The organism is Mesorhizobium sp. WSM2561 (assembly GCF_000513915.1).
In the GTDB taxonomy this organism is placed as follows: Bacteria; Pseudomonadota; Alphaproteobacteria; order Rhizobiales; family Rhizobiaceae; genus Mesorhizobium; species Mesorhizobium muleiense.
The window spans coordinates 1-14621 of the sequence record NZ_AZUX01000007.1 but is presented as its reverse complement, the minus strand read 5'-3'; the positions used below and the strand labels follow the sequence as shown (position 1 = coordinate 14621).

Genomic DNA, 14621 nt, shown 5'->3' with positions numbered 1-14621 from the left:
CGGAACCCGCTAATCTCGCCCCATGAATCAGCACGCCAAGCTCAGGATCGGCCATTCGGCCTGTCCGCATGATTGCCCGTCGACCTGCGCGCTCGAGGTCGAGCTGCTCGACAGCAAGCGCATCGGCCGCGTCCATGGCGCCAAGGCCAACAGCTACACGGCTGGCGTCATCTGCGCCAAGGTCGCCCGTTATGCCGACCGCGTCCATCATCCCGACCGCTTGCTGAAGCCGCTGATCCGGGCGGGCGCCAAGGGTGAGGGCCTTTGGAAGGACGCGAGCTGGGAGGCCGCACTCGACTTGGTCGCCGAAAAATTCATCGCGGCCGAGGCAAGATACGGCTCGGAGACGGTCTGGCCCTATTACTATGCCGGCACGATGGGACTGGTGCAGCGCGACGGCATCGAGCGGCTGCGCCACGCGAAAAAATATTCCGGCTTTTTCGGTTCGATCTGCACCAATCTGGCCTGGACCGGCTGGATGATGGGGGCCGGCGCGCTGCGCGGTCCCGACCCGCGCGAGATGGCCAAGTCCGACTGCGTGGTGGTCTGGGGCACCAATGCCGTGGTCACCCAGGTCAATGTCATGACCCACGCGATCAAGGCGCGCAAGGAGCGCGGCGCCAAGATCGTCGTCATCGACGTCTACGAGAACGCGACGATGAAGCAGGCCGATCTCGGCCTGGTGCTGAAGCCCGGCACCGACGGTGCGCTGGCCTGCGCGGTGATGCATGTGCTGTTCCGTGACGGCATGGCCGACCGCGCCTATTTGGCAAAATACACCGACGATCCGCACGGTCTGGAAGCGCATCTTCAGACGAGGACGCCGCAATGGGCGGCTGATATCACCGGGCTTTCCGTCGATGAGATCGAGGCCTTCGCCCGTCTCGTCGGCACGACCAAGAAAACCTATTTCCGCCTCGGCTACGGTTTTTCGCGGCAGCGCAACGGCTCGGTCAACATGCATGCCGCCGCCTCGATCGCCGCGGTCACCGGCTGCTGGCAATATGAGGGCGGCGGCGCCTTCCATTCCAATTCGGGCATCTTCAAGCTGAACCAGGAACTGCTGGAAGGCACGCGGATGCGCGACCCGGCGATCCGCCATCTCGACCATTCGCGCATCGGCCCGGTGCTGACCGGCGCTGAGGATGCGCTCTATGGCGGCCCGCCGGTGACGGCGCTGCTGATCCAGAACACCAATCCGGTCAATGTCGCGCCGGAGCAGCGGCTGGTGAAGCAGGGTTTTTTGCGCGACGACCTGTTTTCCTGCGTGCACGAACAGTTCATGACCGACACCGCAAAACTCGGAGATGTCGTGCTGCCGGCGACGATGTTTCTAGAGCATGACGATATCTACAAGGGCGGCGGCAATCAGCACATCACGCTCGGGCCGAAGTTGATCGACCCGCCGGAAGGGCCGCGCAGCAACCATTTCGTAATCGAGGAACTCGGCAAAAGGCTCGGTGTTGGCGACAGGCCTGGCTTCGGCATGACCGAGCAGCAGCATATCGACATCATTTTGGGCAAGCGCGGGCTGGGCAGTTTTTCGAGCCTCAAGGAACAAAAGTGGCTCGATTTGCAGCCGGCTTTCGAAGCGGCGCATTTTATCGACGGCTTCGGCCACGCGGACGGAAAATTCCGCTTTCGCGCCGACTGGACCGGGCAGGCGGCGCCCAACCGGCCGCCGAAATGCATGGGCCTGTTCGGGCCGGTGGCAAGCCTGCCGGAATTTCCCGACCACGTCGATCTGATCGAGGTGGCGGATGCTGCGCATCCGTTCCGGCTGGCCACCTCGCCGGCGCGCAATTTCCTCAACTCGACCTTTTCCGAGACGCCGGTGTCGAAGGCCAAGGAGGGCCGGCCGGAACTGCTTTTGCATCCGGACGATGCGGCAGCCTGTGGGCTGGCCAATGGCGACCGCGTCGAGATCGGCAATGCGCGCGGCGAAGTTGTGCTGCACGCAAGATTGTTCGACGGCCTCAAGCGCGGTGTCGTGGTGGCCGAAGGCATCTGGCCCAACAGCGCCCACGAGCGCGGCGAGGGCATCAACGTCCTGACCGGCGCCGACGCGCCGGCGCCCTATGGCGGTGCGGCGTTCCACGACAACAAGGTGTGGCTGCGCCCGGCAAAGTGAAGCGTCGGAACGATATTCCCAACCAGCCGTTTTTGCGTGGCGGTGGAGACATGGTGATGGCAGAAGCGTTGGCAGCGCCGGCCCCCGTTGGAAGGACGCTTTCGCCCGGCGAACTCGTGACCACGATGGCGCATTTTCATCGCGCCGAGATTCTGCGCATGACGGGGTGGCGCGACCGCCTGGACCGGACGAGCAATTGGGCGATAACGGTCGTCGCGGCAATGTTGTCCATCTCGCTTTCGACGGCCAGCGCGCATCACGGCGTACTGCTTTTTGCCATGCTGCTTGTCCTGTTGCTGCTGTGGATAGAAGCGCGGCGATATCGCTTCTTCGACGTTTACCGGGCCCGCGTGCGCCAGTTCGAACGGCACTATTTCGCGCAGATATTCTCGCCGCAGCCGGACTTCGCGTCTGATTGGCTGTTGGTCGTCGGAGAAAGTCTGCGCACTCCAAAATTCCTCATTTCGCAACGAGCGGCGTTGGCGCGCCGTCTGCGTCGAAACTACATCCACATGCTGCTGATCCTGCTGTTGGCCTGGATCCTGAAACTGTCGACCCCCAGTCTTCTAACCGAAGGTGTCCGCATCGACTTCGTCAGTTCGGTGCGCGAGGCGGTTGCCGGCGCTGCTCTGGGGCCCATTCCCGGCCTCGTCATCGTCGTGCTGGTCGCCGCCTTCTATGCCGGTCTGCTGGTCACGGCGTTCCTGACCGCCAGCGACGACGGCGAACTCTCTTTTGGCGACGTGCACGTCTAAGCGGCAAACGAAGCCGGCAGCTGTATGACTTCACTTCGCGCGTCAGCGGAAAATCGAACCGATCGGTTCGTTTTCTATTGACGGATCGTGCATGACACAGTGTACGCTGGCTCAGCAGATGGCCGCGCCACGCGGCAGGCGTATTTGCCTAACGCATTGAAGAGAATGTGAAAAATTATGGCGAAGGAAGCCTTTGGCGGATTTCAAGCACCCGGTTCAGGGCGTAGCCGGAACATCTTTGTGATTGGAAACCGCTGCATGGCCAACCCACCTCGGTGTGGTCCGAGCGACGCGAAATCCTCCCAAGGCACGCCACGAGACGGACAACAACACTGAAAGTATGAAAGTACTGGAGTACCTGAAATGACCAAGATTGCTCTTACCGCTGCCGCCATCCTCATTGCCACAGGCAGCGCCTTTGCCGGCAGCGACCACTATGGTTCGGACGGCGTCAACCAGCCGGCCGCGCCTGTTGGCAATGCGGCTGTTGGAAATATCGACAGCACGTTCACGGGTTCGATTCGCAAGCCGTTTACGGCGGAGCACAATACCGTCAATACCAACGCGACGACCCAGCCCGGCACGACTGAACCGGTCGTGCCTCAGTCCGGCCGGGGCAACTGGGGCCGCTAAATCCTCAAGCTGCGGAACGCAAAGAGCGGCGGGCTTGGCCCGCCGTTCTTGCTTTTNCATATCAAGTCACAGCCCTCGTTTAGCGCAGATCCTTCGGCCAGACGCAGTGTGTCAGCCGCGCATCGCCGAGGGCCAGCCGCGCCCAGTCACCGTCGAAAACGAAGCGGGCGAGCGCTGCCGTCGGGAATTTTTCTTCAAGCTTTTTGAGTGCTGCGGCATCCGACCCGGCGCCGGCAAGTCGGCGCGCGAATTCCTCCAGGCCGGGATTATGGCCGAGCACCAAGAGACTGCTCGTTGCCGCATTTGCCTGCCGTACCTTGGCGAGAACGTCTGCCGCACTGGCCTCGTAGAGCGCCTGGACGAATTTGGCCGGCGTTTTCGCGGGCAGTTCCGCCGAAACCAGCCGCCATGTGTCGCGGCTGCGCAGCGCCGGCGATACCAGCGCCAGATCGGGCAGCCAGCCCTGGCTGGCCAGTTCGCGACCGACCAGCGGGGCGGCCTTCAGCCCGCGCCCGGAAAGCGGCCGGTCGAAGTCGATGAGGTCAGGATCGTCCCAGCTCGATTTGGCGTGACGCAGAAGAAGGAGTTGCTTCATGAGTTCAATTTAAGACCAAGGAATGTCGGGCTGAAAGTCTTTCCCATATCCGCCGCCATGTTTTGTGCCCATGGCGGTATCAAAGGTCGCCCAAAGCGCACCAAAGATGAACCAACCTACGCGCCGTTCATCCCTATCCCACCTGACCGAAATGTCTGCTTCAGCAATGGCCCAATCGCCCGATCGAATGTGAATTGCATCGATGACAGAACCTGTTCGCCCGTCCTCGATTCGATACAGATAGAAGTATGCCATGGCATTCGTTGGATCGTCTGCATACTCGAGGGCGCCGGCCAGATCACCTTTTGCCCGCATAGCGCTGTCGAAGAGATCCATTTGCCTGTCTGCATCTGTCAAAATAATGTTGAGACTTCGCGTGCGCCATGCACCACGCGCACGATCTCGACGCGCTGTTCGGCCAGGCGATAAAGCACGAGATAATTGCCGATCGTCAATGCTCGCACTTCGGCACCGATGTTGGGTTTTTGGCGCCGATTCCGGGCCGGGCTGCGGACAATGAGGACGTCAGCCATTCCGCTGTTTTTTGCTGGCGTCGCTGAACCGGCTGTGCGCCTTCAGTTTGATGTCCTCGATGTCGAAAGGCGCGAACGGGCCGCTCCCCAGCCCTTCCGTCCAGGCTTTCCGCAGCCGTTCCGCTTCCGCCTCGCGCAAGGGCTGGCGAAGGCGCCATTCGCGGAGCGCCTCGCGGATCACTTCGCTTGCCGAACCGTATTGCCCGCTGGCCACCGCGCCCTTGACCAATGTCCAGCAGTTCCGGCGAAAGCGCCACGCTGACCTTTTCGACTGTCGCCATCAACCTGTCTCCTTGCCAACATGGTAGCAACATTTGCTACCATGTTGGCAAGGATGGTTCTCAGGGAGTGATGCGCGCCAGATGCTCGAGGTCGGTCTCCTCGCGCAGCGGATCGGGCGCCATGATCACGGAGGTGCTGTTGTCGGCATCGTCGGCGAAGTGGGCAAGCACGGTGCGGCCGCCTTCCATCCGCGCCTTGCCTTCGGCGACCAGCCCGAGCGCCAGCGGATAAAGCCGGTGCTCGGCCTTCAGCACGCGCGCGGCGAGCATGTCCTCATTGTCGCCGACCATTACTGGCACGGCAGCCTGGGCGATGATCGGGCCGTCATCCATATCCAGCGTGACGAAATGCACCGTGCAGCCATGGATGCGTATGCCGGCGCGCAAGGCGCGCGCATGCGTATCCAGCCCCTTGAAGGCGGGCAGCAGGGCAGGGTGGATGTTGATCATCCGGCCCAGCCATTTCTCGACGAAGCGCGCGCCGAGAATGCGCATATAACCGGCCAGCGCCACGATCTCGGCGCCGAACGAGGCAAGCGCGGCGTCGATCGCCGCGTCATGCGCTTCCTTGCTGGTATAGTCGGCCCGCGAAATCACCTTGGTGGCGATGCCGCGCGCCGCCGCGATGCCGAGACCAGCGGCATTGGCCCGGTCGGAAATGACGCCGACGATCTCGGCCGGATAGCCCGGATTAGTGGCCGCGGCGATCAGCGCCGTCATGTTGGAGCCGCGTCCCGAAATCAGCACCACGGTGCGTTTGCGCATGCTCATAGGCCGATCGCGCCCCGATAGATCACGCCGGCGTCGCGACGCGGCACGATGCGGCCGATCGGCGTCACCGTCTCGCCGGCCTCCTGCAGCACGGCCGCAACCTGTGCCGCCTGGCCGGAGGCGACCGCGAGGATCATGCCGACGCCGCAGTTGAAGGTGCGCATCATCTCGTCGGGCGCCACGCCGCCGGTCTTGGCCAGCCATGAGAACACCGCCGGCACCTCGATGGCGTCGAGGTCGAGCTCGGCCGAAAAATCCTTCGGCAGGACGCGCGGGATGTTTTCCGGGAAACCGCCGCCGGTGATATGGGCCAGCGCCTTGATGCCATGCGTGTTACGGATCGCCTTGAGGATCGACTTGACGTAGATGCGGGTCGGCTCGAGCAGCGCCTCGGCCAGCGTGGCTTCATCGTTGAAGGGCGCTGGATCGGTCCACGCAAGGCCGCTGGTGGCGACGATGCGGCGGACCAGCGAAAAGCCATTTGAATGCACGCCCGACGAGGCCAGCCCCAACAGCACGTCGCCCTCGACGATATCGTCGGTCGGCAGCAACTGGCCGCGTTCGGCCGCGCCCACGGCAAAGCCGGCGAGGTCGTAGTCGTTGCCGTGATACATGCCGGGCATTTCCGCCGTCTCGCCGCCGATCAGCGCGCATCCGGCCTGCCGGCAGCCCTCGGCGATGCCGCCGACGATCGCCGCACCGTGGTCGGGGTCGAGCTTGCCGGTGGCGAAATAGTCGAGGAAGAACAATGGCTCGGCGCCCTGCACGACGATGTCGTTGACGCACATGGCGACGAGGTCGATGCCGATCGTGTCGTGTTTGCCGGCATCGATGGCGATCTTCAGCTTGGTGCCGACGCCGTCATTGGCGGCGACCAGCACCGGGTCGGTGAAGCCGGCGGCCTTGAGGTCGAACAGGCCGCCGAAGCCGCCGATCTCGCCATCGGCGCCCGGCCGGCGCGTCGCGCGCACCAGCGGCTTGATCTTCTCGACCATGAGGTTGCCGGCATCGATGTCGACACCCGCCTCGGCATAGGTGAGCCCGTTCTTGCGCTTGCTCATCACTCTTTCCTGCTTTCCGGGGCTCTTCGCATGAACGGCTGCGCCTCGCAAGGATAACGGCTGGCTCAGGCATTTTCGGCATCACAAAATCGTGGACAGAGGCCTCGGGCAAATCTCCAACATTGGCGATGGCGAAGGCTTTGAAGATAGCCAATCTCTCCCCACGAGCGGAGATTGGCAGCATCTGCGTCGCTCTGACTTGCCGTAGCCTCTCATCTCTATCATGTATCATCAAAACAGAAGCGACGGGACATGCGTTTGACCATCCCCAACATGATCACGATCATGCGTTTCGTGCTGGTGCCGGGCGTGGTGCTGGCCATGCTGCAGGGGCGCTGGGACTGGGCTTTCGCCGGCTTCCTGATCGCCGGCATTTCCGACGGCGTCGACGGCTTCATCGCCCGCCATTTCAACCAGTTTTCGCAGCTTGGCGCCTATCTCGATCCGATGGCCGACAAATTGCTGCTGGTCTCGGTGTTCGTGGTGCTGGGCTTCATCGGTGAATTGCCGCTGTGGCTGGTCGTCACCATGGTGTCGCGCGATGCGCTGATCGTCTGTGCCGTCGTTCTGTCCACCGTCATGACCCACCCGGTCGAGATGAAGCCGCTGTTCGTATCGAAGGCCAACACCGCCGTCCAGATCGGGCTGGCGGCGGTGGTGCTGGGCGAACTGGCCCTCGCCGTCGATCTCGATCCGCTCAGGCCGGCGCTCATATTGCTGTCCGGGGTCTTGACCGTGGCTTCGGCCGCGGCCTATCTCGTGGCTTGGCTGAGGCATATGAGCGGCTATGGCGAAGGCTCCAAACCGGATACCTGACCAGAACATCGACGCGGCAGCCGAAGCTGCCGCTGCCGATGCGGCCGCGTCTGGCGTGTTTCGGCGCCAAATCCGCTTCTGGCTGATCAGCGCCATCATCCTCGCGGTCTTCCTCTATGTCTTCAGCGGCATCCTGCTGCCGTTCGTCGCCGGCATGGTGCTCGCCTACTTTCTCGACCCGGTCGCCGACCGGCTGCAGCGGCTCGGCCTGTCCAGGCTGATGGCGACGATTGTCATCCTGTTTGCCTTCATCGTCGTTCTGGTGCTGGCCTTCGTCATCCTCATTCCGGTGCTGGCTTCGCAGATGGCCGATTTTGCCAGCAAGCTGCCGGAATACCTGACCCGGCTGCAGAGCCTGATCACCAACTTCGATCCGAGATGGCTGGAAGAGCAATTCGGCGTCGACGCCAATGGCCTGCGCGAAGGGTTGAACTCGCTGCTGACCTCCGGCTTCGGCCTGCTGACCACGGTGTTCACCTCGATCTGGAGTTCCGGCGTGGCGCTGGTCTCGGTGGTCAGCCTGTTCGTCGTCACGCCCGTCGTCGCCTTCTACATGCTGCTCGACTGGGATCGCATGGTGACGATTGTCGACAGCTGGGTGCCGCGCGATTATGTCCAGACCGTCAGGGCGATCGCCAACGACATCAACACCGCCACCGCCGGCTTTGTGCGCGGCCAGGGCACGCTGTGCCTGGTGCTGGGCGCCATGTACGCCACCGGGCTGACCTTGACCGGCCTGAATTTCGGCATCCTCATCGGGCTGTTCGCCGGGCTGATCTCCTTTATTCCCTATGTCGGCTCGCTGACCGGGCTGGTGCTGGCCGTCGGCGTCGCCTTCGTCCAGTTCTGGCCGGACTGGACCATGGTCGCGGCGGTGGCCGGCGTGTTCTTCGTCGGCCAGTTCATCGAGGGCAACATCCTGCAGCCGAGGCTGGTGGGAAAAAGCGTCGGCCTGCATCCGGTGTGGCTGATGTTTTCGCTGTTTGCTTTCGGCGCGCTGTTCGGCTTCGTCGGCCTGCTGATCGCCGTGCCGGCCTCGGCCGCCGTTGCCGTCCTGGTGCGCTTTGCCATCGCCCGCTATCTCGAGTCGCCGCTCTACAAGGGCCACAACACCGAACCTGTGCCGCCGCTGCCGGCGCGTCGCCGCGGGAGCGGTGGGCCGCGCAGTTGAGCCAGATGCCGGACAACAAGATCGACCCGCCGCGCCAGTTGCCGCTCGATCTCGGCCACGGAACCGGCTATTCGCGCGACGAACTCGTCGTCTCAGGCACCAACAGCCAGGCGGTGGCGCTGGTCGATCGGTGGCCGGACTGGCCGTCGCCGGTGGTCGTGCTCGCCGGCCCCGCAGGCTGTGGAAAAACCCATCTGGCGTCGATCTGGCGCGCCCGCGCCGGCGCAGTGAAGGTCGACGCCGGGCGGATCGGCGACTGCATGGCGAGCCTCGGCGCGCGGCCGGCCCTGATCGACGATGTCGATGCCGGTCCGGTCGATGAAGAGGGGCTGTTCCATCTGATCAACGCGGTGCGCGCGGCCGGCTCGACCTTGCTCTTGACCGCGCGGCGCTTTCCGTCCGCCTGGGGTGTCAGGCTCCCCGACCTCGCATCGCGGCTGAAGGCGGCGGCGATGGTCGAGATCCACGAGCCCGACGATCTCTTGCTGGCCGGTGTCATCACCAAACTGTTCGCCGACCGCCAGGTCGAGGTCGAGCCGCATGTCGTGCAATACCTGGTGCGCCGCATCGAGCGCTCGCTGGCCACCGCGATGCGCGTGGTCGAACGGCTCGACCGCACGGCACTGGAACGCAAGACGCCGATCACGAGGGCGCTCGCCGCCGAAACCGTCAGCGCCATGGATGAGGGGCAGGGCGAGTTCGAGATTTAGGCGGTGGGAGAACTTCCCTTCTCCCCTTGTGGGAGAAGGTGGACGCGAAGCGGCCGGATGAGGGTGTTCCAGCTTGGCGAACACCCTCGTCCAAATCGGGCGCACTGCGACAGGATCGCCAGCGCCTCATTTCTTCCAGCACCCCTCATCCGGCTCGGCGCGGCGCGCCGATCCACCTTCTACTATAAGGAGAGAAGGAAAAAGCTCCGGTCGGTGTCCCATTTCGGGAAACATTGACTGGCATCTCTCTTGCACATGCAAGCTTGCCGGCTAACCCCGGTCCTGATGCGTATCAAATCAGGTTGTAGGCTCGCCGGGAGATGAGGCGGTTGGGGTTCTCTTCCCGGCGAGCTTGCCTTCAACGAGATGATAACTCAACTCCCTACGCCCACCACCGCCGCTCGTTCCGCGCCAAAGCGCCTGCGGTAATCGCCCGGCGCCAGGCCGGTTATCCTGGCGAACACTTTGCGGAAGGAGCCGGGATCGTCATAGCCGACATCCCAGGCGATCTGGTCGATGGATCGGGTCGTCGCTTGCAGCATCTCACGCGCCTTGCCGACGCGCAGGTGCTGGCAATACTCGGTCGGCTTGAGGCCGGTGGCGTTGCGAAAGCGGCGCAAAAAAGTCCGCTCCTCCAAGGCCGCATGCTCCGCCATGGTGGCAAGCGTTACATCGCGAGCGCCTCTCGCCTGGAGCCAGTGCTGCACCTTGAGGATGGCCTCGTCGCCATGGTTCAGCCTGGGTGCAAAGGGGCTGTAGAAGCGTTGCTCGCGTCCCGGCGGGTCGACCAGCATGAAACGGGCGGTGTCCATCATCACGGTCGGCCCAAGCACCCGGTCGACGAGCTTCAGGCCAAGGTCGGTCCAGGCCATATAGCCGCCGGCGGTGATGATGTCGCCGTCGTCGATGACCAGCTTGTCGGCATCGAGTAGGATGTCGGGAAAGCGCATCGCCAGCGCGTCGCGATAGGCCCAGTGCGTGGTCGCCGCACGACCCGACAGCAGACCGGCCTCGGCAAGCACGAAGGCGCCGGCGCAGACCGAGCCGAGCGTCGCGCCGGCAGCGTGGCGGGCCCTGAGCCAGTCGGCATAGGGCGCGGCCGCCTCGCGAGCGATCGGATCGCCCAGGGTCGGAGGCAAGATGACCATGGCAGGTCCATTGTCGGGGCCGGGCTCGCTGTCGAAGCTGCGGATGACGGTTTGGCTCGCTTCCTGCCACTGCCAATGGCTGACGCGAAGCCTCAGCGCGTCCGGCGAACGGTCGGCAGCCAGCCGGTTGGCCAGCTGGAACAGGTCGGTCAGACCGAGAACTGCCGCTTGCTGAACGCCGGGATACACAACAAGCCCGATTTCGACCCGATCACGCCCCGCATGCATCTGTCAGTTTTGCCACGTTCAACGTCTGTTTTGCCAATACTCACCATGACTCCGTTGCAATAGCTTGTCCACAGAAGGAACGAACCTTCCCCCCACCAAGCCAGCCAACTGCAGCAAGGAGCACGACGATGAGCACATTCACCACCCAGGACGGCACCGAGATTTTCTACAAGGATTGGGGCACAGGCCAGCCAATCGTGTTCCATCACGGCTGGCCTCTGAGCGCCGACGACTGGGATAACCAGATGCTGTTCTTCCTCGACAAGGGCTATCGCGTCATCGCGCATGACCGGCGCGGGCACGGCCGCTCGACACAGACCGCGACCGGCAACGAGATGGACACCTATGCCGCCGACGTCGCGGCTCTGGTCGCGCATCTTGATCTCAAGAACGCCGTCCATATCGGCCATTCGACCGGCGGCGGCGAGGTGGCGCGTTACGTGGCCCGCTACGGTGGCGAAGGACGCGTCGCCAAGGCGGTGCTGATCGGCGCGGTGCCGCCGATCATGCTCAAGACCGACAGCAACCCCGGCGGCCTGCCGATCGAGGTCTTCGACGGCTTTCGTGCCGCTTTGGTCGCCAACCGCGCCCAGTTCTACAGGGATGTGCCGGCCGGCCCGTTCTATGGCTTCAATCGCGAGGGCGCCAAGGTTTCGCAAGGGGCCGTCGACAATTGGTGGCGCCAGGGCATGATGGGCGGAGCCAAGGCCCACTACGACTGCATCGAGGCTTTTTCCGAGACCGACTTCACGGAAGACCTGACGAAGATCGACGTGCCCGTCCTGATCATGCACGGCGATGATGACCAGATCGTGCCGATTGCCGACTCAGCCCTGCTTGCCGCCGAGTTGGTGAGGCACGGCACGCTCAAGGTCTACAAGGGCCTGCCGCACGGCATGTGCACTACCCACCCGGAGATCATCAATCCGGATCTCCTGGCGTTCATCCAGGGCTGACGCTTCGCAAGCTTCAGGCGGGCACTCCGGGAAGTCCGGGCTGCCCGTTGGTCGCTTGGGTGCTCGTCAGTCGCAGATGCTGTCCGGCGCAGGTGCGCCGGCAGCACGGCCGGTGATTTCCGGTGAATGGATGGTCGGAGTGGAGAGATTCGAACTCCCGACCCTCTGGTCCCAAACCAGATGCGCTACCAGGCTGCGCTACACTCCGAGTCCTTGGCGGCGTATAGGGTTACGGGCTTGGCTGCGCAACCCCTAAAAGACGAAAACGCAACAAACGGCAGGCCCGGGTCGAGAGCGGAGTCGGAAATGCCGGCCGGCGCAACGGTTTCGCGGCAGCGCCACCTCAGGCACCCAGGTTGCTGTCCAGCGGCACGCTGCCGTTAACCCGGATAAAACGTCCCCGCCGGGAAGAAAACGCCCGGCGCGATCTCGGTCGTCCTGTCCACGGCCGTCACCTCGCGCGATCATCGTCGGTGGCCCGCCGTGAAGGGGTACGGCAGGCTCGGCCTTGCCGCCGGCAGCATTGCGCAGTAATGACGGGAATACAGCGGCGGTGCCGCTTGCACGTAGCAACGAGGTGTTCATGTCCGCGCGCATTTTCAGCCCAGCCAAAACCGCGATGCAGTCCGGCAAGGCCAAGACCGGCCACTGGGTGCTGGAATTCGATCCCGAGATGCGCAAGAAAATCGATCCGCTGATGGGCTACACCACGTCAGGTGACATGCGGAGCCAGATCAGGCTCACCTTCGACACAAGGGAAGAGGCGGTGGCCTATGCGGAGAAAGAGGGGCTGGCCTATCGCGTCGAGGAGCCGAAGGAATCCAAGCGCCGCCAGATTTCCTATGCGGAGAATTTCCGCTATGACCGCAGGACGCCCTGGACGCATTGACCGGCAAATGCCGGGCAGCCGTCCCAGCGCATAAATTAGCCGGCCCTTGGCGTCGGCCAGCGGTCCCGTAGCTCAGCTGGATAGAGCACCGGCCTTCTAAGCCGATGGTCACAGGTTCGAATCCTGTCGGGATCGCCAGCATTTTCTGTGTCCAGCCCGGAGACATAGTATCGGCGATGCGCTGATCGGCCCGCGTCCTCGCCCGGAGGCGCGGGCTTTGATTTTTCAGCTTGGTGCTAAGTGCGACTAGCTCCAGGTGCCTCGTCGAGGAGATTTGGACCTTTACTCACAGGCATCTGGCCGTCGGGAGTAAGCTTGTCCACTGCGTCGGGCAGTTCACTTGTGAGCCGGTCGAGAAGTTCCTCGCGGGACAATCCGGTTTGCTCGGCGAGATCGCTCAATGTTTGCGGGTCGATCGCTTTCTCGACTTGGTCGCGCTGAACGGGGCGATTCGATCCTGTACCAACCCAAGAATCGACTTGATCGCCCGCACCCGCATTCTTGAGACGCTCCAGGATGTCGCCGAGCCCGCCGGTGGAGCCAGCGTTTTTGGCATCTGTCGAGTTCCTACCGGCGATTAACTCGCCGATCTTGTCCCTATTCTTGTAGGCAAGCAGGCCAAGCAAGGCTATGGCGACTTTTCCTATGTCAAGGCTCATTTCGCACCTCCTTCCATGAAGAACGGACAAGGCATGCGGCTTTGAAAGGTTCCACGGTATTTGCTGCTGGGCTGGTTTTCAGTTCGGTTAAGGACGATGGGGCTTCCCGGTCGAATCCAGGCAGGACTTCAGCGCGGGCGCCGCCGAAACGATCAAGGCTATCGGACGTGCGTGTTCAGCCTCGATCGTTTCGGACAGCGGCGCTCTGAATTCACAACCATGCAACCACTGCCTTGTCTTTGCGTTTAGCCGCTTTCAATCCCGGCGAGCTTTAAAAATGACGGCGTTCACCCCGATTTCAATCACCTTGAATGGCAAAGCGATGGCGATCGCGTCGATAGCCGACGCTGCGAAAGCGCTGCAACAACCATGGCCATCCATGGACAAGCCGTCCCGACTTGAAGCAATCCGAATGATCGAGGAATGCCTGGCCGGACATTGCAGTCACCAAGCTGCGTTCGCCGCTTTCGAGGCGGCCGCATCTGAACAATGCCTTCTTGAGCAAAAGCCTCCAAGCGCGGGCCTCAGGAAATTCGACGGGGTTGCCGAAGACCTGATGTGAAGTGATGCTGCCGCGCGACCTTCGAACCGCTGACAGGCCTCGCCCGGGCGGAGTTGGCCAGTCGTGATTGTGGACCACCCGCCAACAAAATTGAGGAATGGCGGGTAGTCCGTATCAGCGCAGGAAGGAACGTAGCTGCGCAGATCTCAATTCATTCTTGGTCCAATCGTCAAAGTCCGGCTTCCCTGGCCACCGACCGTTCGCCAAGGAACGAGATGGAGACGGCGAAGACCGCAGCGAGTAACCAGCGGGCTTGGTGGACGCCATTTTCCATCGGCTCCTTGCGTGAGCTCACAGCAAGCAACTGCTACGAGCAGCCGCAGTTCCGGGTGGCGCGGTGTCCGGGCTATTACGCGAAAACAGGTGAGACTTAGGTCCCGTCTCGAATCAGACCGAAGCCCAACCAAGGAACGTTTGCGGCTGCCTGAGGTTTGGTGAGCCTAGCGCGAAGACGATGCCGTTCAGCGCAATAGAGCTCACATCAAGGAGGCACTTATGAGTATGCGTCTTTCCACTGCAGCCGCTGGGTTTCTGTTGCTGGCCGGTATCGGCGCCGCTGCCGCTCAGGACGTAGTCATCGAACAGGAGACCGTCATCAGGGAGTATGTCAAAAAGCAGCCGCTGGCATCGGTGAAAATCCCTGGAGTGGAGCTCAATATCGGCTCAACCTTGCCCGAAACCGTCGAACTTCATGAAGTCCCCGACACAAAATACCGCTACGT

At 62.9% G+C, this 14621-nt stretch carries 18 protein-coding genes and 2 tRNA genes; 11 read left to right on the top strand and 9 right to left on the bottom strand.

Translation table 11 applies throughout. From position 1 onward, the window contains the following. Window positions 1-22: 22 nt before the first annotated feature. The 3 genes from M727_RS0110340 to M727_RS0110330 all read left to right on the top strand — a co-directional run bounded on the left by M727_RS0110340 (window position 23) and on the right by M727_RS0110330 (window position 3519). Window positions 23-2131, top strand: coding sequence for a molybdopterin oxidoreductase family protein (locus tag M727_RS0110340; protein WP_027152625.1), 2109 nt, complete (start codon window positions 23-25; stop codon window positions 2129-2131). A gap of 56 nt (window positions 2132-2187) precedes the next feature. Continuing rightward, entirely contained in the window at window positions 2188-2886 is a 699-nt protein-coding gene (locus M727_RS0110335; RefSeq protein WP_023800651.1) for a DUF2270 domain-containing protein, read from the top strand. A gap of 363 nt (window positions 2887-3249) precedes the next feature. Continuing rightward, window positions 3250-3519, top strand: coding sequence for a DUF680 domain-containing protein (locus M727_RS0110330; protein ID WP_027152624.1), 270 nt, complete (start codon window positions 3250-3252; stop codon window positions 3517-3519). Window positions 3520-3598: 79 nt separating this feature from the next. Here the strand turns inward: M727_RS0110330 and M727_RS0110325 are convergent, their stop codons facing one another. The 6 genes from M727_RS0110325 to purM form a co-directional block, all read right to left on the bottom strand. Further along, window positions 3599-4114 (bottom strand): histidine phosphatase family protein, encoded by a 516-nt coding sequence (locus tag M727_RS0110325; RefSeq protein ID WP_027152623.1) that lies wholly within the window; start codon window positions 4112-4114, stop codon window positions 3599-3601. A gap of 9 nt (window positions 4115-4123) precedes the next feature. Beyond that, entirely contained in the window at window positions 4124-4450 is a 327-nt protein-coding gene (locus M727_RS0110320) for a hypothetical protein (protein WP_027152622.1), read from the bottom strand. 17 nt (window positions 4451-4467) lie between these two features. Continuing rightward, the gene (locus M727_RS36205) at window positions 4468-4647 is read right to left on the bottom strand and encodes a type II toxin-antitoxin system RelE/ParE family toxin (protein WP_051505586.1); all 180 of its coding nucleotides are present in this window, start codon (window positions 4645-4647) and stop codon (window positions 4468-4470) included. Further along, a complete protein-coding gene (locus tag M727_RS36200; protein ID WP_245268523.1) occupies window positions 4640-4876 on the bottom strand; it encodes a type II toxin-antitoxin system ParD family antitoxin in 237 nt (78 codons plus the stop codon). Before M727_RS36200 ends, M727_RS36205 begins: the two co-directional genes overlap by 8 nt. A 112-nt stretch (window positions 4877-4988) precedes the next feature. Continuing rightward, window positions 4989-5699 carry a phosphoribosylglycinamide formyltransferase gene (gene purN / locus M727_RS0110305; protein ID WP_027152621.1) on the bottom strand — a complete coding sequence of 237 codons (711 nt, stop codon included), beginning with the start codon at window positions 5697-5699 and terminating at the stop codon, window positions 4989-4991. Beyond that, window positions 5696-6760 (bottom strand): phosphoribosylformylglycinamidine cyclo-ligase, encoded by a 1065-nt coding sequence (purM, locus tag M727_RS0110300; protein WP_027152620.1) that lies wholly within the window; start codon window positions 6758-6760, stop codon window positions 5696-5698. The genes purN and purM overlap by 4 nt, the downstream gene beginning before the upstream one ends. Window positions 6761-7018: 258 nt before the next feature. Between purM and M727_RS0110295 the strand changes: the two genes are divergently transcribed. The 3 genes from M727_RS0110295 to hdaA are packed head-to-tail and all read left to right on the top strand — an operon-like array spanning window position 7019 to window position 9457. Beyond that, entirely contained in the window at window positions 7019-7576 is a 558-nt protein-coding gene (locus M727_RS0110295; protein ID WP_027152619.1) for a CDP-alcohol phosphatidyltransferase family protein, read from the top strand. Further along, on the top strand, window positions 7548-8747 hold the full coding sequence (locus tag M727_RS0110290) for an AI-2E family transporter (protein WP_027152618.1): 1200 nt from the start codon (window positions 7548-7550) through the stop codon (window positions 8745-8747). The genes M727_RS0110295 and M727_RS0110290 overlap by 29 nt, the downstream gene beginning before the upstream one ends. Before the next feature lie 5 nt (window positions 8748-8752). Then, window positions 8753-9457 carry a DnaA regulatory inactivator HdaA gene (gene hdaA, locus M727_RS0110285; RefSeq protein ID WP_023800641.1) on the top strand — a complete coding sequence of 235 codons (705 nt, stop codon included), beginning with the start codon at window positions 8753-8755 and terminating at the stop codon, window positions 9455-9457. Between the two features lie 374 nt (window positions 9458-9831). Here the strand turns inward: hdaA and M727_RS0110280 are convergent, their stop codons facing one another. After that, window positions 9832-10833, bottom strand: coding sequence for a GlxA family transcriptional regulator (locus tag M727_RS0110280; RefSeq protein WP_027152617.1), 1002 nt, complete (start codon window positions 10831-10833; stop codon window positions 9832-9834). Window positions 10834-10961: 128 nt separating this feature from the next. Here M727_RS0110280 and M727_RS0110275 point away from each other — a divergent pair, with 128 nt between their 5' ends. Next, window positions 10962-11789, top strand: a complete 828-nt coding sequence (locus M727_RS0110275) for an alpha/beta hydrolase (RefSeq protein ID WP_027152616.1) — start codon at window positions 10962-10964, stop codon at window positions 11787-11789. Between the two features lie 131 nt (window positions 11790-11920). Here M727_RS0110275 and M727_RS0110270 read toward each other — a convergent pair. Next, window positions 11921-11997: transfer RNA gene (locus M727_RS0110270), tRNA-Pro, on the bottom strand. A 375-nt stretch (window positions 11998-12372) separates the two neighbouring features. On the opposite strand from M727_RS0110270, the gene M727_RS0110265 reads away from it, so the two are divergent. Further along, window positions 12373-12678: an ETC complex I subunit gene (locus M727_RS0110265; protein WP_027152615.1), complete on the top strand. Its 306-nt coding sequence runs from the start codon at window positions 12373-12375 to the stop codon at window positions 12676-12678. A gap of 61 nt (window positions 12679-12739) precedes the next feature. Next, window positions 12740-12816 (top strand) — tRNA-Arg (locus M727_RS0110260). 98 nt (window positions 12817-12914) lie between these two features. Here the strand turns inward: M727_RS0110260 and M727_RS0110255 are convergent. Further along, on the bottom strand, window positions 12915-13337 hold the full coding sequence (locus M727_RS0110255) for a YidB family protein (protein WP_027152614.1): 423 nt from the start codon (window positions 13335-13337) through the stop codon (window positions 12915-12917). 277 nt (window positions 13338-13614) lie between these two features. Here M727_RS0110255 and M727_RS36195 point away from each other — a divergent pair, with 277 nt between their 5' ends. Then, entirely contained in the window at window positions 13615-13899 is a 285-nt protein-coding gene (locus M727_RS36195) for a DUF982 domain-containing protein (protein ID WP_036262054.1), read from the top strand. 495 nt (window positions 13900-14394) lie between these two features. After that, window positions 14395-14621 (top strand): DUF1236 domain-containing protein (locus M727_RS0110245; protein WP_036262090.1); only part of this gene is annotated, 227 nt, incomplete at its 3' end.